Origin of the sequence: Nitrosomonas sp. Is37 (assembly GCF_033063275.1) — a bacterium.
Taxonomy (GTDB): Bacteria; Pseudomonadota; Gammaproteobacteria; order Burkholderiales; family Nitrosomonadaceae; genus Nitrosomonas.
In genome coordinates this window covers 31,329-49,913 of record NZ_JAWJYP010000019.1, presented here as the reverse complement: position 1 = coordinate 49,913, position 18,585 = coordinate 31,329, and the positions used below count along the sequence as shown (strand labels likewise).

The following is an 18,585-nucleotide window of genomic DNA, read 5'->3' as shown; positions in this document are numbered from 1 at the left end:
TTGGATATATTCCCTGACTACCTCTTCATCTAATCTTGCGGTCGATACAAAATAATCGCATACCTAGAAACTTTCGCCCATGAAATTCCTCGGCTTTCCCGCAAACCTCCGCGCAATCTAAATAGCACTTCTCCCCTTATATTCTTCACTTTCAATACATTTCCCATATCTATAAATAGTTCGAAAGGAATTTTTTACTCATTAAGTCTCATTTAACAACGAATATCAGGAATATTTGATTACGGGGATTTTTTCTTCACCAAAAGCTTTACTATAAGCTTCGCTCTGGATCATATTAATAATCACTCTTCGCCAATCGTCCTCAAGCAAGTTAATCGCAGTGTTTTTTATAGCCTCTGGTCTAGGCCTCAGTTCCTTTAACAAGACAATGTGCAAGAGTTTGGCAAGCTCGTTGGGCGTATTGTTTATGACAAACTTCTCCCTGAATTCATCTGACGTAAGCATATTTATCACAATATTCTTTATCGAAGATTCTCCTGTATTCAGCTGACTAACGACGAAATCGTATCCGGATTTGTCAGCAACACGTCCGAGAAGATTTCCGTATAATTGCCCTGCTTTTTCAGCAGCTTGGTCGAATGGATATTTTTTCATAAATTAATCCTCAGAAATAAGTTTTAAAATAATTAACTTGATGTTTATGACAAAAACATGCTTCGCAGAGAATGATTGGTTATGACCAATTATGACCAACTGTGACAAAACTTAAGGTAAGCGATGATCAAGGCTCACTTTGGAGAGCATCTTTAGTACGGACGATGCAATATCACAATGCATTTCTGGTGATGGGTAATAATTGTTTATATCTTTGTTTTTAATGTGGCTCGCTGATATAGAAAAAACAGACTCTGGTTCATTTGTATATCTGGAAATTAGAGTTTGTGGTAAACCACGCCGTCCAATAGCTTCAATGTAGTAATCTGCATAAGTAGCCAAATCCGAGAGCATTGGATTCGTCACAAAATGAGGAAAACCTGATGAAAAGTTATGTATATTGGTCCCAAAGTCTCTGGTTTCGATATCAGGATGTCTATTATCCGATATCAAGAGTAAAGCTTTAGGGCTATTAAGTTTTTGCAGAAGCGACTTCATTTTTAACAAATATTCGTTCCTGAATCTTTCGCGCAACTCGAGCGCAGCCTGCTTCGATTCACGAAGCAAAAAATCATTGAACTGAAGATCAGCTAGCTTTCTTTCGCCAGTAAGCGTATTAGTTAAAACTCCATTATTAAATGGATCAACAAAAAAGGGGTGCGCACTAACGCTCCTCGCCGACATGACCTGGACTACGATAAACTTTGCTTTATTAGCAATTTCAATCAAGGCTTCGTTTTCAAGAAAGAAACCAGGACCCGCACCAGCAAAACCTAAATTAAGAACCGGCAACTCTAAAAACTCTCCAATCTGGGCAGGAAACGGCTTTGTGCAAAAACGCCCAAATGTCTGGGTTGCCCCTATAAAAACGATAAAATCCTCTTTGAGATTAGGTATCGGACCTCTAACCAGAAGTTCAGTATCACCCAATCTCTCAAGGCGATAATCAACAACATTAAAATCTTGCTTAGCATAACCAAGATTGGGGGTAATTTCAGTGTTGAGATGCGCAAAGCTCTTATCAAAGCAATAGCGTTCAGAAAAATAACGGTTCAACGCAGTACTCTGCTTTATCAGTCCGGTATTCTCTTTTGCTGCCAAGATCGTATCCTCATCTGTTGAAAATTGAACCCTTGAAGAGATCAATTTTAGTGTGTTCAACATCACGTGGGTTTCTTTTGAGAAAGTTTCATAGTCAACATGAATTACTGCACCAGAGTCTTTAGCCAGTCTAAGCAAAAATCTATCCCTAAATTCTTCTTCAACGAAAAAGGCTTCATCAAAATATTTTAGTGTATTGTATTCATAAGGAATCGAGTTCACTGCTTTGTTAAACGATTTTTGTGCAGCTTCACTACCTACAACCCATGTTTGCGACTTAGTCGCAATATAGCCAGATACTGCCTGAGCCACTTTATCGATACGATTGAGACAAATGACTTGGTGATTAGATCCAAGGTTTTTCTTAAGAATTTGTATCAGTTTATTTTCTTCTGCCTCTGTTTGATATGGCAGCAATGCTTCCCCAAGACGCTCCCACTTTATTTCAACCACTTGTTTTTCGGATGGTTTGCTTGATAACATCATTAAGAATGATGTTATGAACTTCGTAGCAAAAACACCATTATGCTGGTAAAGTCTAATGAGCAAATGAAACCAAACATCAAGCGAGAATCCACAAGAGCCAAACCGTGCATTTAAATATGCTAGCCCTGGACGAACATGTTCATCCGGTTTACCAATCCCCAAGTTCTCAAGAATTTTCCCCAACCATGTACTTCCCGATCTTGGCAAACAAATTATCGATAACGTATATTCAGGGGGAGGAAGCATCGCGATAGCATCACGATCGAAATTCGTAGGTTTTTTTCTGAGCGAAAGCGCCATTGCCACATCCCGAAGTAAATACCTAACGATAAAATTTCTAAACTTACCTCCATAACGCTTATAAATCTCATTTTCATTGTATGGGGCAAGAACATACAGATTTATCTTTTGAGGATCATTGTATTCCTCCAGATCTTCAATCCTCTGAAGTAAAAATGCTCTATTCGGCACATGCTGTTCAAACCAAGAATAAAAAGATTCATCGCAAAAAAGAGCTGCATATTCCCCTCTGGTTCTAAAAAACTGCTCTATTGCATATTCTTGTGTCTGATCAAAAAACTCCTCAGCCAGATACAGCTTTCCTGTTTTCAGCGAACTAGGTAGGGGGTCTTGCTCTTTCTTCAGCTCGCCAGATCGACCATTTTTTGTGCTGTCCTTGCCGAAAATGACCTCCACGGTCTTTATTTCTTCTGCCAGAGCAGAAGGACGATCAAGACCATGATGATTTAATCTATCAGAAAGATGCAGAGCTTCTATCGCAAAACGATTAAGGTAAATAGTGTTTAAGGAATCTGGATTGAATCCGTAATGTAAACTCTTCTCAGTATGATCATAAAAATAAGGTTCATATCCTAACTTAAACAATGTGCTACAGGGTCTTCTTTCTCCATTTAACGCAATTAAAAACCCAGGGTTATTTTTTTTGATGAAATTACGCATCCCCTGTACGACAGATTCTTCAAAGCCTCCAACATCAATTTTGACAAAAAATTTGGAATTTTCATCTTGAAAAATAGATTTATATATATCGTCAAATTTTTCAATTGATACCTGCCCACTTTCCAGTGACCATTTTCCATGACTCGAGTAACTAGATAATCGATTCGATACGACTGGATGATTAAAGCGCTCACGAATCAGCGAACTTTCACCAATAACAAACCAGTCGTTCACTTTAGGCACGAACAGATCCATTGTTTTTTTCTCGGAACCCAGGCCATATAAATAGTAGCGAAAATTACCGTCATTCTCATTAATGAATTTTTTGGTTTCCTCGAGGTATTCTTCAAGGGCGTAATTAGCCTCAAACGAAGTTATTCTCAAAGTTTTATTAACTTTGATAGCGCTTAGCGCACTATTGCCAATATCTGCTCCAATATCCAGAAAATTTGTATGTTGAGGTAACAGTTGGAGTATCCAATAATCAGGCTCATGTGGTTCGCTTGAATTTGCGAATTTTTTCCACATATCAAAATGAATCTTGGATCCAGGTGGCGTCACTAGCTCGCTCGATTCTGTAGGCAGATTATTTTTACTCATTTGAAAAGTCTATAAAAATTATTTGATTGATCTGAAATATATGAAATGAACGTTAATCGCGAGTTTTGTTCACTTAAATAGTGCATTTTCATTTGATTTAATGCTAGTAAAGGTATTAACAGCGAAGTTTCATCTTTTGGAATTTGTTTTTCATGAATATCAATGCCTAGCAATGAACTCTCAGATCCCCAAAACGGTAGACCATAAGAAAGCGCCTCAAGTGTCTTTATCTTCAATCCTGTTCCACTTTTCATTGGATTGATCACAATATCTACGCTGTGATAGAAATCATCCAGATCATCGATGCGCCCCAATATCTCGAAAGGAGGTAGTTCCTTGATTTTGTCACAAATCGTCCCCGCTAACACAAATCTATAGTTCTGGTGAATTTCTGGAACAGACTGGAGCGCATCCGCAAAAGCTTTTAGCGAAGAGACGTTAAAAGGATTCCCGCTCCCCAGATAACCGATAGTTAGTTTGTCGTTCATATGATTCCTGAATGACAAACGCGGCGGGATAATATGGCCAATAGTAGTTACCTGAGTTTTTGTCCCTTTCAATATTCTCTTGAAGTATGCCTCTTCTTCATCTTGAATGGCGATAATTTGATGAGCTCGAGCCAAACCAAAACGCTCTTCATCGATTGTAGTGTAAAACCATTCCGGTTCAAGGCCGATTTCAGTAAAGCGCAAGTGGCGATCTCCAAACACGTCATGAGTATCGATAATCTTGAAGACTGTATCAGGTAGGCTATCGAGAACCGCCGAAAACCACACATAATTGACCCACACCATATCAAAATTCCAACGCCGATGAAGTTCCTCAGCAAATTCTCCAAGGCGCGGATCATACCAATCATCGATACCATAAAAATCTCCCAGTGTTTTTTCCGTATTGGGCAAGTCGCATGGGAGAGTATGGAAGTAATCCCAGCTTGATGACATTTCCTCGCGCTGCTCGTCCGTGAGACCTTCAAATGTGTAGTATAGAAAATGAATGATATGCCCTAATGACTGCAGTTGGCGACACACCACAGCAATACGAGCCGAATTGCCCTGATTCTGTGGATGACTGGGGGTGGGCGAAATAACCAAAATACGCACAGCTATTCTCCTGATACAATTGGAATCAAGTCAAGATGAGAAATGCATATGCCAAGCTTACGCGGATCATCTGGATTGGGAAAATGCGTGGATGATACCGCGATCACAAGCTCGATTTGCAAATTTTCTTCCTCAATGGGTATTTCTATGGTAGTGATGAGTGTTGAAACCCCTTCGTCTGTTTTTCTAGTAAGAGTATGCAAAACTCCGTTGAGAAATAGACGCGTACTGTTAATCACATCTTCTGTTAAAGCACCTATAACAACTAGTTCAAATCGATATGTCCCTGCTAATGGTTTTGGTATCCAAATACTGGCGCTTGGTTTTGGACCAAGCCAACGCCATACATGCCCTTCCTGATATTCGGCTGGATAAAACCCTTTACAGAGTAGTTGATCATTAAAAGGATAGTGATATCGTGTTTGTGGTTGGAAGCCAAAGCGAATACCGCCGTTGCGGATTTCTCTGATAAATCCGGAGAACAGAGCCTGTTGCCAGTCTTTATGTTTTGCGAGATAGATATCTTTTGGCCAGAAGGCTTTTGTCAAACCATTCTCTTCCAGGAACATTTTGGGCATACCTAGAAAATAAGTCTCAGTTTCGACTGATGCATGGATATTACAGCTTTCAACGTCAACCACCGGCAACAATAATGAATCTAGTAACATGAAGTTTAGCGCCTCCAGACCTCGAGCTAATTCAACTATATTGCTTAAACCGTTTATCTCAATAACCATAACTGGCTGGTCACGTAAGATAATGGCTTGGCTTCCCTCTAAAATATCAAGTGCCCGTGAGGCGGGCTCAGCGATGTGAATGATATCTACATGTCGTTCTGAACCAACAAGCCCATCCAGTCTGCGGAAACGGACACGAGCAGCACTACGGTTGCCCCTAAACGGGCTTTCTATAGTCGAGGCTTCTGTATCACGATTAGCAAGCACTACGGGAACATCGCCGAAGCCGGCACAGGGATAAATATTAGTCCACTCAGCAGCAACAGAGTTTACTTGTGATTCAGGCGGGAATTGAAAGCAGCGGTTAGCATAATTTTCTGCCAGGTAATTCTCAATTGGATTGTCATTGATCGCGGAACAGATAGCAATGCCGGTTGGGGTAGCAATAATTTCAAGAAAACGGAAAAGCAACCCAAGGTGGTGGTAATTCGGCTGCGCAAAGACCAAGCAAGCCATGTTCCAATGCGAATGATTCATCTCTATTAGGGGTGTTCGTGCATTCATATAGCTACATAATTTTGTGGTTGCGGAGCTATTAGCTTTGGCATGATCGGATCAATGAATTCCGATATCTTAGTAGCTAACCAGCAAGGATAATAGGGAGTTTCATCGAGAACCACCATGTCGTTCTTCTGTATGTCTAGTGTAAAGGAAATATCTTGCGGTGAAGACAGATAACGGAGCAGTCTGAAGCCTGTTTGTTGTAGTTTCTGCATTACCTGTTTTCGAAGTGCACTGCTTGGTTCTGGCCAAGATGCACTCGCTGAAATCAGCAGTACACCATTCAGTTGCATAATTCGGTTAATTTCGGTTAGCCATACATGCCATTCGTCTTCTATAGGAAAATTTTTAGGTTCGAGGATGGCAAGTGCAAAGCTACGTCTTGGTATCGACCCAACGCTTAAACTGGACAAAACCGGTGGTTCTATTCGGATAGAAGCAGAGTCGTAACCAAGATAATTGCAGAGTAGCTGCTTCGATCGGGCTTCACCAAATAAAATGGTTTGAAGTTGATTTCTAGGTGTAGCCAGAGGAAGTTGCATCTCACGAAACCAGAGAGGCAAGTTTTTTTTATCCAATAGTGTAAAGCGGTCCAAAATTTTTTCGCGTGTAGATAAGGTCGCGTACTCAAATGTCTGGCTCGATTGCCACGGCAGTACTGGACGATTACTGTAATCCTTGATAATTCGACAATATGCGGCACACGATGCGGATAGCGCATGGTGAGTTTGCACATGCTTCTTAGCGGCAGCTCCTATTTTGAGTCGTCTTCTGGGTTGTGCCGCAAGAGATAGCAATGCATTCATAAATGTGATATCGAAAGATTCGCTCCAAGGAAGTTGAACGCATACTTCTTCAGGAAACTCCGTGAAAGGACCAATTTTCACTACCATAACGCAGGCCCCTACCCCAAGAGCACGGATCAATGTACCCGATGTTTCTCCTCCTGTTGGGTAGCGAAGATTGATGACGATATCTGCTGCGATGCTATAGACGTAGAAATCATCCTCTTCAAGATAACCAGTTACTTCTACAACATCTTCAAGACCATATGCATTGATTGCTGCCCGAATATCATATTGCTCTGGTTGATCTTGCCCTGCAAGGATGTAGCGGAATTTGGGTAATCGATTTCTACAGCGTGCCAAGACTTCCAGAACAGTATCGATTTGTTTTGCTTTGGTGATAAAGCCTAGTGATACAAGTAACAACTCATCCTGGTCAACGCCAATGAAATTGCGAGCGGCCTTCTTATCTAAATTTTTATCTGCAAAGATAGCTGAATGAGCTAGGTGATGACGAATAATCTCTACAGGCACCTCTGGCTCTTGAGCCAATACCTTAGTTTTCCCGTACCAAGAATGAACAATAATAGCCCTGCTTCGTGAAGCTATAAGACGAATCATCGGCAGTTCATAGAACATGGTACGTTCACGCAATCGGTACAAACGGAATTGCTCGGCCAGTATCCTGCCAAGATTTCCATATTCATATTCTAGAAGCTTGCAATATGTTTCGACATCTCCCCATCGCAAGGTCATCTGATCGACGAGATAATGAAGAGAAATATCGTGGAGCACCAGAATGCCGGGACGTTTCAACAATACTGGGATTAAGTATTCATGATCTGGATTGTTGCCGATATGGTACAAGTGAGGCACGTCAATAAATTCATTTTCTAAGTACAAATATTGAGCAAGATGTAAATATTTAATTTCACTTGATATTACTGGTGGAGGAACATGATTATCTATTACCAGTATCACCTCGTACTCGTTCGACAATCCGGGTAATAGCTCTGCACAGTAATCAGCAATGCCATTCTCAACTGGTGGCATTGGAGAAAAAATAACTAGCTGTGGTTTGTTATTTTCCTTTTTATTTTTAATGAATGACATAATATTTAGCTTTTTATTGCGATAATCGATCAGATTCTGTCGCCTTCTTCACATTTCTTCTTTTGGTAGTTTCGCTTGAATTTTCTGATGCTGATGCAATCGAATTATTCTGATCATTACGCTCTATTAATAGAGCGCGCAGCACTTGTAATTCACGCTCCATATTATCTCGCTGAATTGCTAGAAGTGCTTCATGACGTTCTAACAACCTTTGTTCAACAGTTGTCAATTCTGTTGTCAATTCTGTTTGAAATTCCTTAACAGTTCTCGCTAGGCTTGATATGAATTTAATTAGCTCAGTTTCCTTTGTAAGACCAAATAGCATGGCTCCATTCGGTAATTGGCGTTTCGTTCCTGAATGGCAGACGCTTATAGTATGTTGCTTACCATCAAGCAATGAAATTGGTAGTGGAAAAGAGAAACCAGCATAGCCATCACGGTACCCTCCGAGTTCCAGGTCTTTTCGATAAGAAGAACAATCTAAAGATTCAACAATCTCGCCATCTATAATTATATCGACGAGCGCAGGTGTCGATGGATTGGCTTGATCATATGCCCAACCTCTCAACTCTCCTTCAATTATTTCATCAACATGGCCAATTGGTGCGATTTCTGCAATCCCTTCTAAATCAGCCAATGTTTGCACTTCGATCGTTGCAAGAATATGCGATGTTCCTCTTATACGAATACTTAGTTGCACAGGCAGAGGGTAATCTGGCCAGGATTTTGCCCGTAAAATGAAAGCGTGTTTACCATTCCCAATCTCTTGTTCTGCTAGATTTATATCAAAAATATCAGCACAAGTTTGCGCAATCACTTCGTCATTGACAACGAGCTCTATTTCCAATGGCTTGTATGGTTTATTCCGATCCCATATCCAACCTCTAATACCTTTACTTTTGTCTTCGTCTATCGCTCCCTCAATATCTTCAGTAACTTTGATTGTATCTCCATACGTATATATAACTTTGGAGCTCATATTTATACTCATTACGCTATTCCTTTTGCTATTAATTTCAAGATTTAATTTGCAGAATCATTTTGTATCAAGTGAGATTTATTAAAAAAGTCGTTATCGACCATAACAATCATCAAAACGAACAATATCATCCTCACCTAAATAACTACCAGACTGTACCTCAATTAAATGCAACGGTATTTTTCCCGGATTTTCCAAGCGATGAATGTGACCGAGAGAGATGTAGGTGGATTGGTTTTCGGTAAGCAGAATTTCTTTACCATCTACCGTAACCTTGGCAGTACCACTGACAACAATCCAGTGTTCTGCACGATGGTGATGCATTTGCAATGAGAGTTTTTCTCCTGGCTTAACCATGATACGCTTGACTTGAAAGCGTTCTCCTTGATCGATGCCTTCATACCAGCCCCAAGGGCGGTGAACGCGCGGGTGCTCGAGGTGTTCTTTGCGCTGGTTGACTTTACAATGCTGGATAGCCTCCTTGATTTGCTGGGCTTTGCTCTTGTGCATGACTAACACAGCGTCGGCTGTTTCAATGACGATAACGTCTTCAAGACCAATCACGGAGACCAACCGATTTTCGGTGCGGATGTAGCTATTTTTGGTATCAGCAATGTAAACATCACCACTGGTGACATTGCCATCCGCATCCTTAGAGGCAATCCCCCACAGAGAATCCCAGGAACCAACATCGCTCCAGCCAAATTGTGCGGGCACGACAGCGGCACAATCGGTGTTCTGCATGACTGCATAATCAATGGAATCCGATGGACAGGCAGAAAATGCGCGCTCACAGGGGCGGATAAAACCAATATCTGTTGTTTTTTCCTGCCAGGCTTTTTGTACGGCAACGAAAATGTCTGGTCGGTGCTGCCGCAGTTCTTGCAGGTAATGCTTAGCAGTGAAAACGAACATGCCGCTATTCCAGCTGTAGCCACCTTCCCTCAGGTAAGCCTCTGCGGTTTCCCGGTCAGGTTTTTCGAAAAACGACTTAACCCGACTGGGTATGAGCGAAGTGGGTGTAGCAAGCAAGATGGCATCCCCGGCCTTGATGTAGCCATAACCTGTTTCTGGTGCATGAGGCACTACGCCAAATGTGACAAGATAATCTTCCTGAGCAGCAAGCGCTGCTGTTTTCACGGCTTCTGCAAAGGCAGTTTGATCATCAACAACATGATCAGCAGGCAGAACGAGCATCACGGCATTTTCATCCATCTGAGCAAGATGAAATGCAGCGAGTGCAATAGCTGGAGCAGTATTACGACCAACCGACTCAAGATAGATAGCCGCTGGAGTGATACCTATCGCTTCACATTGCTCCCGGATCAGAAAGCGATGCTCTGAATTGCATACCAGGATAGGAGCTTGTGTACCCGGCAAGCTGGTTGCCCGGGCAAGAGTAGCTTGCAGCATGGTTTCCTTGCCAACAAGCGACAGGAGTTGTTTGGGGTAAGCGGCACGGGAAAGTGGCCACAGCCGGGTACCACTGCCACCAGAGAGGATAATAGGGTGAATGTATGCTTGCATAATTCAGTCAGTGTGTTTTTCCGCTATTGCTACTGTATGATTGATCATATATTCCACTGATGTAAAACCTGATTGTCAACAGTGTCCCTATCAAATTTTTATTCTTTGCCTATAGGCGTTGAAGCACTTACCAAGGCATATGAATATATAAATATTTATGGGATGGCGATAGTGTTTATACTCTCAATAAAAAATGCTTTTTCTTCTTGCATGTTGTTCTTTTTTAGTTTTTCTAATGTGCAGCTAGCGCACGGTTTTTGATAGTAGTAAATATCTCGACTTCCCCTAATGCTTCCTGCATTTGGGTAACCCCCTTGGCAAACCCATAATGGTTCTGTGCAAACCTGAGTGCTTGCTGCGACATGCTAGCCCAATTTTCAGAATTTCCATACAATTTGGTAATAGCCGCTACCCATTCTTCTGGTTTATCAGCAATACAGGCATCGATCCCATTACTGAATAGTATGCCTTCGGCAGCGATGGGCGAGAGGATGGAGGGTACGCCATACGCTAATGCACCGATCACTTTTCCTTTGATACCAGCACCGCTCCGTAGAGGAGCAATAAAGATACGACAGGTATTATAAATCTGATCGAGGGTGGGAACCCAGCCTTCAATAACAAGATTTTCCACCTTCTCGGCCAAGGTTATCAGACTCTTGGGTACGTTACTGCCATAGATGCGCATCTTGACATCGGGAAGAGATTTTCGCAGCAAAGGCATGACCTTATCGGCAAACCATTCAACAGCCTCGATATTCGGATGATGGTTATAGCCGCCGAGGAAAGCAATATCAGTGCGCGCATCAAATCCCGGAACTTCGCTAGCAACCTCGACTACCCAAGGACATTTGGCAACGCGGGCGGAATCAAGATTGTGTGAGAGAATGACGGCTTTTTCAACATCGGTATAAGTCAGTGTCAAGTCAACCTGGCGCATGGTAGCAAGCTCCTCATCGCGAGTTTGCACGCTGCGGCTGAGCGCTTCGCTGTTCTTGGCTTCCACCGCTGCCCGCAGTTCGCGCAGAAAATGCAAATCGGCGTTGTTCATGACGATCTTGGCTTGTGGCGCGTACTGGCGAATAACATCGATAAAGTGTTTTGCCACATAATAGCGCGTAATATAGACGAGATTAAATTCTCCACCTCGCTTTTCAATAACTTCATTAATTGAGCTTGCGAAGGGTGCATAAATGCATTCTACTCCCATGCGTTGCAGATCTTCGGTATAGCGCCCCATCCATGCCATGTTATGCGGCACGAAAGTGCATTTAAAACCCAATTTCTGCAACATTCTCATTTCCTGAATGGCGGCATAGCTACCAGCATTCTGATCAGGCATTGGCGTTTCAGCATCAAGCACCAGTGCACGTAACTCAATATTACGATCCTTGTTTAGCTCGACATCGACTCCTACCCTGCCATTATCGCGACAATAGCTTGCCCAGCGGCTTTTGAACTTAAGTCTATTAATTTCCTGAAAACGCTTCATTCCCGAAGAGATACTGGTGCCGCTGCTGATGCCTTCGAAGTGAATGACTTGCGCAAAAGGGGTATAAATAGTTTTGCAACCTTTGTCCCGCACCTTAAAAGTCAAGTCGGTATCTTCAAAATATGCAGGTGCAAAAGTATCACTAAAACCACCTACCTCATTCCACAATTGGGCTGGCAACATGATGCAGGCGCCGGATAGGTAATCCACTTGACGCGCATAGTTGTAACGTGGATCGTGTGCATTAGCCCCTCGGCCGTAGATCCAGGGATCACCTGTATTCCAGACGATGCCGCCAGCTTCCTGCAGAGAGCCATCAGGGTATAATAGTTTGGCTCCAGTTACACCAACATTGTCAAAGTGTTCGAAAGGCCATAAAAGTTCGTCTAGCCAGCCAGAGGTGACTTCGGTATCATTATTGAGCATGACGATATATTCGCCGCGGGCAAGACTGCCGCCAAGATTGCAGGCACGGACAAAATCTACTGTCTCGTCGTTACGAACGTATTGCACACCCTTGATAAGTTCAGGAATGCGAGTGCTTTCATCTATGGAGCCATCATCTACTATGATTACCTCGAAGGAAATACGATTAGGTGCCAACAATAATGACAATAAACAGTGATAGGTAACCGGGAATTTATTATGTACCGGGATAACAATTGAGACACAGGGATTCTCGGTTGTAACAAATGTCAAGGGTTTGAATACCTTATCTTTTTCACTGAAGCCACGTACCAGTTGAGCATGTGCATGAGCGATCTGACTGAGCTTTTCAGTTAACGGCGCCCCTCGTTCCTCTTCAGTCTCACCGGTCTTCTTACTGCGCACACCCAGGCTACTTCCAGCAACAGAACTAGTCTTTCCATCGCCAAGCTGGATGATCGTATTGATCAAGGATTCATAGCGAAAGCCAGCCATGGTAGTGATACTAGGCTTGAGCCCTTCGCGCGCATAACGCAGTAATGCAGAATCTGGTGTCAGCATGTAAGGGGTAATAGTAGCCAGATCACCAATGGACATCGCTGGGTCATTGCTGCGCACCGAGAATGCATGAGGGCGTCCATCAAAAACGGACGTTGGTAAAGGAAGACGAAAATGCGCTTTATTGTGAATCTCACTATCCGGCGTACACCAACCACCGCCAATGACGGTTACTCCTTCGATAACCTCCAGATAAAGCGATGAGGCAATGCCTTCAGGCAGCAATATCGAACCGATCAATGTGCCCCCATCGAGCCTGATATCATCACTTTTATCAAGTACCGCTTTGAAGACTTTTGGAGAATTAGGCAATAGGAAACCCGTTGATACTTCCCGCGCCTCAATCAGATGCTCGTTGCCATCAAATAACCCTGGAGGAGGATCAATCTTAAAGCTGTGGTTACCATTACCAAAGCCCGCCGCAAGCAAATCTTCTCTATATTTATCAGCCATCACACGGCCAATCAGTTGACCATCCGCAAGAATTTCTATCTCCAAGGGATCGCCCTGCTTGATTTTGTTGAATGCCCAACCGTCAATCCCAATAGCATCACATTTATCCAAGCTACCCCGAATGTCATTAACGAGTAACGACTTAGGTACCGAGGTGGGTTTCTTTGGTAGTTCTGAATGTTTTAGCTCTTTTCCGTCATTAGATAACTGCTGTATCTTTTTATTTGTCATTTTTCCTTCTTTTTGCATGACATTTTGTTATGACGCAAGTCCCTAGATAATATAATATATTATCTTTAATTTTTTTTTGCAAAACGATTTAATTCCTTTAGAATTATTCATATGATAAAGTAAAAAGAAAATTGAAAAGAAGAAAAATAAGAATCAAAAAGCCCTTATTTCTTAATTATCTGGCTTTTTAAAAATATCGAGCAACTTGCTCTCTTCCTTCTATTTGCTCATGCGCGGCCGCTTGCTTTGCAGTTTTAATATCAGAAAGCCTCTGCAATAGTTATTCCATTTCTAAATCAAACGTAACTTTATCGACTTCTCCTTGCCGTATTATTATTTATACTGACTGCGGCCCGCTCTTGCATCATGTTTGATTTGGAAATGGAAGTAGCTTCACATGAGTCGATCCACGCGAGCACGCAACATCGGATGGCAAATGTACACCCGACGCGCAGAAAATCAGCTCAAGTCGTTGGGAAAAATCCACGGCCAACAACAGACCATAAAAGCCAGCCCTACACGAGATCGAGATCGCGTGGGGTGGCGCCAGGGAAGATCCGGCCTAGCTGCGTGGCATCGAGCCCGTACATTCGCTGGAACAGGCCGCCGAGCAGCGCCCGGTACTCTGTCAGCACAGGCCAGTCGCGATCCTGGTTCAGCGACTTGCGCTCAATACTCACCTGTTCGCCCGCAATGCGGCCGCCATGCACGGCGCCGCCAAGTATCCAGTACACAGTACCATGACCGTGATCAGTGCCACGCGTCCCGTTCTCACGGAACGTGCGACCGAACTCTGAGATCACCACAACGACGGTGTTCTTCCAGGCGGAACCCATCTGTCGCGCGAACACGGCAAGCCCACCTCCAAGGTTGCCAAGCTGATTTGCGAGTTGCCCCTGCACCCCGCCCTGGTTCACGTGCGTATCCCAACCGCCGACGTCGATGAATCCCAGATTGAATTTGTCGCGCATCAGCCCCGCCATGCGCCGTGCCTCGAGCTCGAAGCCGCGGGCGCTGATTGCGTTGCGGTTCTCCGACTGCATCATCGTGTCCTGCGCGGCAATATCCTTGCGCAGTTTGAATCCTTCGTTCACGAGCGACTCGAAACGTGTACCGGCGTACATGTCCGCGAGCAGCGCCATTTGTCGATCGGCGAGCGGTGCTGGACCCGTACCTTTCAGCGATACATTAGGAATCACGAGATCACCGATCATCGACACTGGCAGACTGTCGGTGAAAGCGACCGGTGCCACCGCATTGCCAAGCACACCCGCGAGGCGATTCAAGAATCCAGATGAACGCATGCCATGCCTCTCATCCGGTAGCCCTTCTTCTACGCCATCCTGCGCTTCAAAGTGGCTGCGACTCACGTTGTTCGTGCCGGCAAACGGTACGAATGCTACTTGCTGTTGTCGCCACAGCGGATAGATGGTGTCCTTCAGTATAGGGTGCAGCCCCCACTCTACCGCCTTGCCCGCACGCGCTAGCGCCAGCGCAGACTCGGAATCATTAGCGTTCGGCTTCTTGATCGCGAGTATCGGCCGCGACTCATAATAGAAGCTGCTGCTGACGGGAATTACCACGTTTACCGCATCGTACCCACCCCGCAGAAACACAAGCAGGAACCTTGTATCACTCGCGCCATGCGTCGCATAGGCGTAAGCGCGCGAGACGAACGAGAATGATGTGGCAAGTGCAGGAGCACCAGCCAGTATTAGCTTGAGCATGTCACGTCGTTGCATCATAACCCTCCATGTCTTCTTTACCGTACCATCCAATCAGGCGAGGCCAGCAGCAGCATATTCCATTCCTGCTGCGATGTTGCCTGATCAAGTGCCGTACGCGTCTTTGCGCTGAGCGTCGGCTCGATGGTGTCGTAGAATAACCGACTCGCCAGCATTGGGAATCCCGTACGCCGCGGCGTCCCGTCATCGTCGTCAAATAGCCTCGCGTTGCCGTTGCCGATTGCTCGGGTGATCTCGAAGCGCTTGACTATCTGTCCTAAGCTAGTCCATGCCGATTCCTCGAGTGGATAGCCGTCTGGCGTCATACGCCCGTATAACGGCTCGCCAAGCTGCTGCAACCAGTTCACTACGGGGCGATAGTTGATAATGCGCTTGCTGTCATAGGCTAGGCGCAGCGATGACACCACGAACTGTACTGGGTCCTTGAACTTGCCCGCCTCTATCTGCGGGCGGTTGAGTATGGCAATAAACTCAGAGGAGGTAAACATCGTCCCGAGCACAGCGGCAATGTTGCCATCGGTTTGCTTAAACGTGGTCACCATCGCGTCTACGAGCTTGCGTGGGGGGTTGTCGGAGACGAAATACGTTGCGAGTTTCATGCTGATAAATCGCGCCGTCGCCGGCTGGCGGCACAGGAGCGACACAGCATGCTCGACCTCATCCATTCCAGTACCCTTAATCGTCTCGTTCAGGATCTTCTTTGTGCCGAAGTCATGACGATTGGGATTGAATTCAAAGGCACCCTCCCGCACCGGCTGCGGGCGCCGTACCGGCCTGAATTGCGGCTGATCAACGCTTGGAATGATGCCGACACCAGTGAGCACTCGCGCCAGCTCCTGCACGTCCTGTTGCGAGTAGTGCGAGCCACTCGGGCCACCGCTCACGCCAAGCGTGTGCAGCTCCATTAGCTCGCGCGCGTAGTTCTCGTTGATCTTCCGGACCGCGCTTTGCGCGTTGTCCAGGTATATAAGCATCGCCGGCGACTTCAGTGTCGCGAGCACGAGGTCGCGAAAATAGCCGAGCGCGTGCAGTCGAACAGCGTTGTTCTCGTAATCGGCCAACATGAACGCAACATCACCCTTGCCAGAGAACACGCTAAAGTGATTCATCCAAAACCACGTCAACTGTTCGCGAAGCTGCCATGGGGAATAGAGATTGCGCATGAGCTGACGCTTCGCCGTCTCGTAGGTCATCTTGTTTTTCTGTTGATTCAGCACCATACGCGCCCGCTGCTGCTCTTCGGGATTATCGAGGCGCTGGATTCGCTGCTGCTCTGACCGAGCTGCCTTCAGCGCCTCTTTCGCACTCTTTTGCGAGATAGAAAGGGCGCGGATGTCTGTGGCCAGCTCGGGTGGATCATCAGCTGGTGGGCGCAACTGCTCGTCGAAGAATCGACTACGACCGAGCTGCTGGTAACGCTCGACGGTTTCGCTGTTCACGCCGAATGTGACACGATTCAGCCACCGCAAATCCTCGTGTGTGAGCGGATGCAATGACGTGTCGTTGCTGCGCGCGCTCACGGTATAACTGCTCATCACAATGCAGCAGACGATCACCCAGGCAGTGGTGCGCAAGTTCATCGACAGATTACCTTCTTTCGGACTTCCAGGTATTTTGCAGTTTCCATTCCTCGTACGCATTATTTGTATTTAGTAGCCAAAACATAAATAGCTGAGCGTATAGAAAAATGCATCATCTTTCTCATGAAAATTGAATGTACTGAAAATTTAATTAATAGTCAAACACAAACATAAGGATGACAGGATAGTGTCTCAGTTTTAATTTTGTTAAATACAGCGCAACACCAAAAGTTTTCTTAAAGCAAATATCAACTAAAGTAGTCATATAATTACTGCCCAAATTTGTGTTAGCAACTAATAGAAAAATAGAAATGTTCTTTTTTGTAGCAAATAAATTGTCCGCTTTGAGACGCATTGAATTATCCATTTAATTCATGGCGTAGCTGTAGCGGCAGATTTATGCAATAACTATGTCGCTAAGTTTCATTTCCCTGCTAGACAAATTGTATGTAGCAAGCTTCCTTGGGTCGTGCATGATGGCCTTTTGTCTGTTTGGATAGCGCAGCACAGTGATTCTGGTTTTCACATAATGGCAGCGATGACGATCTGCTGGGATTTGAAGCTTTAAGCCTTCAAAACTAACGCAGTTATCATGGCTAACAACACGCTCATGGCACTCACAGAGGATGTCAGCAAGCTGCCCTCCGATCCAAGGCCAAAAACACACCTCCTCGGCAGGTGATTGCATAAACTCAGCATTGAAAGCAGGCATATAGGTTTCTTTCAAATATAGATCATCCACCGGCGCACGTCGGTGTGATACTTGAACAAGCCGCTTATCTCGCAGCGCATCCAGACCACCTTCGTCATATCGGTTTAGGTAGCACCGGAATGTGCGATCGCATAAACATAACAATAATGCCGCTTCCCCTTGCGTAAGATTCCCTCTTTTATAGCTTATATACGCTTCTTCAAATCTCATCTTCCTGGTCTCCAGTAGCCAGTCTGTTCGTTTCATCCGAAATTCTCCCAGAGCTCCATATAAAACCGGATAGATCATTTGCTACAAGTCCGGACAGTTTATTTGTTCTCTACAAATCGCTTGTGAGAGTGTTTGACACTTCATCCTCTTTCTTGTATTTTTATTTACTATGAAAAGAGCATTTATTTTTCCTATACGCAAGTCAGAGTATTGGTCGCTATTCTGGTGACGGGCCCAAAGCTCACAGCTTGTGGTGATGAGTGTTCGAGTAGCGGCGCCATCCGATGGGATACATGGGATGCGGTTGGGGTAGACGTCGTGAAGTCATTGACTCTCGAGCAGTAGCATTACCGCTTGCCTTTCTTTTCGAAAACTCGCGCAGACTCGACAATAGATATCGACAGCGCACGTCAGGAAGTGGTGGACAAGAAAATTGAGTACGCCGCTCGTGCAGCACTTGGTGCGTGCCATTGACTGGGTCGAAAGTAATGAGTCCCAGGCGAAGGTGAGGTGAGTATTGATTTATGTGCAGAATAAATTAGACGAAGAGTGCGGATTCAGCCAACGTTGGCGAAAAGCACACAGCGCGTTGATGTCTTGGGGAGATTATGGGGATGAAGTGTAAAGGTTGTTGTGCAGCATTTGCCGCTAATGTTCGTCGGTAAACATCC

The 18,585-nt window shown here is 44.7% G+C and carries 12 protein-coding genes; 1 reads left to right on the top strand and 11 read right to left on the bottom strand.

Features of this window, described 5'->3' with window-relative positions:
• Positions 1-225: 225 nt before the first annotated feature.
• The 11 genes from R2Q26_RS10125 to R2Q26_RS10075 all read right to left on the bottom strand — a co-directional run bounded on the left by R2Q26_RS10125 (position 226) and on the right by R2Q26_RS10075 (position 17,950).
• Entirely contained in the window at positions 226-615 is a 390-nt protein-coding gene (locus R2Q26_RS10125) for a DUF4214 domain-containing protein (protein WP_317536162.1), read from the bottom strand.
• A 111-nt stretch (positions 616-726) separates the two neighbouring features.
• On the bottom strand, positions 727-3,762 hold the full coding sequence (locus tag R2Q26_RS10120; protein WP_317536161.1) for a DUF6473 family protein: 3,036 nt from the start codon (positions 3,760-3,762) through the stop codon (positions 727-729).
• Positions 3,759-4,865 carry a glycosyltransferase family 4 protein gene (locus R2Q26_RS10115; RefSeq protein ID WP_317536160.1) on the bottom strand — a complete coding sequence of 369 codons (1,107 nt, stop codon included), beginning with the start codon at positions 4,863-4,865 and terminating at the stop codon, positions 3,759-3,761. The genes R2Q26_RS10120 and R2Q26_RS10115 overlap by 4 nt, the downstream gene beginning before the upstream one ends.
• Before the next feature lie 2 nt (positions 4,866-4,867).
• On the bottom strand, positions 4,868-6,106 hold the full coding sequence (locus R2Q26_RS10110; protein ID WP_317536159.1) for a hypothetical protein: 1,239 nt from the start codon (positions 6,104-6,106) through the stop codon (positions 4,868-4,870).
• Positions 6,103-8,001, bottom strand: a complete 1,899-nt coding sequence (locus R2Q26_RS10105; protein WP_317536158.1) for a glycosyltransferase — start codon at positions 7,999-8,001, stop codon at positions 6,103-6,105. Before R2Q26_RS10105 ends, R2Q26_RS10110 begins: the two co-directional genes overlap by 4 nt.
• Positions 8,002-8,014: 13 nt before the next feature.
• Positions 8,015-8,992: a hypothetical protein gene (locus R2Q26_RS10100; protein WP_317536157.1), complete on the bottom strand. Its 978-nt coding sequence runs from the start codon at positions 8,990-8,992 to the stop codon at positions 8,015-8,017.
• A gap of 81 nt (positions 8,993-9,073) precedes the next feature.
• Complete coding sequence (locus R2Q26_RS10095; RefSeq protein WP_317536156.1) at positions 9,074-10,507, bottom strand: mannose-1-phosphate guanylyltransferase/mannose-6-phosphate isomerase; 1,434 nt, start codon at positions 10,505-10,507, stop codon at positions 9,074-9,076.
• Positions 10,508-10,739: 232 nt separating this feature from the next.
• Positions 10,740-13,667: a glycosyltransferase gene (locus R2Q26_RS10090; protein ID WP_317536155.1), complete on the bottom strand. Its 2,928-nt coding sequence runs from the start codon at positions 13,665-13,667 to the stop codon at positions 10,740-10,742.
• A gap of 515 nt (positions 13,668-14,182) precedes the next feature.
• A complete protein-coding gene (locus tag R2Q26_RS10085; RefSeq protein WP_317536154.1) occupies positions 14,183-15,412 on the bottom strand; it encodes a DUF1501 domain-containing protein in 1,230 nt (409 codons plus the stop codon).
• 17 nt (positions 15,413-15,429) lie between these two features.
• Entirely contained in the window at positions 15,430-16,992 is a 1,563-nt protein-coding gene (locus R2Q26_RS10080) for a DUF1800 domain-containing protein (RefSeq protein WP_317536153.1), read from the bottom strand.
• Between the two features lie 397 nt (positions 16,993-17,389).
• Positions 17,390-17,950 carry a helix-turn-helix domain-containing protein gene (locus tag R2Q26_RS10075; protein WP_317536152.1) on the bottom strand — a complete coding sequence of 187 codons (561 nt, stop codon included), beginning with the start codon at positions 17,948-17,950 and terminating at the stop codon, positions 17,390-17,392.
• 96 nt (positions 17,951-18,046) lie between these two features.
• Between R2Q26_RS10075 and R2Q26_RS10070 the strand changes: the two genes are divergently transcribed.
• Positions 18,047-18,259, top strand: a complete 213-nt coding sequence (locus R2Q26_RS10070; protein WP_317536151.1) for a hypothetical protein — start codon at positions 18,047-18,049, stop codon at positions 18,257-18,259.
• The last annotated feature ends 326 nt before the right edge of the window (positions 18,260-18,585 follow it).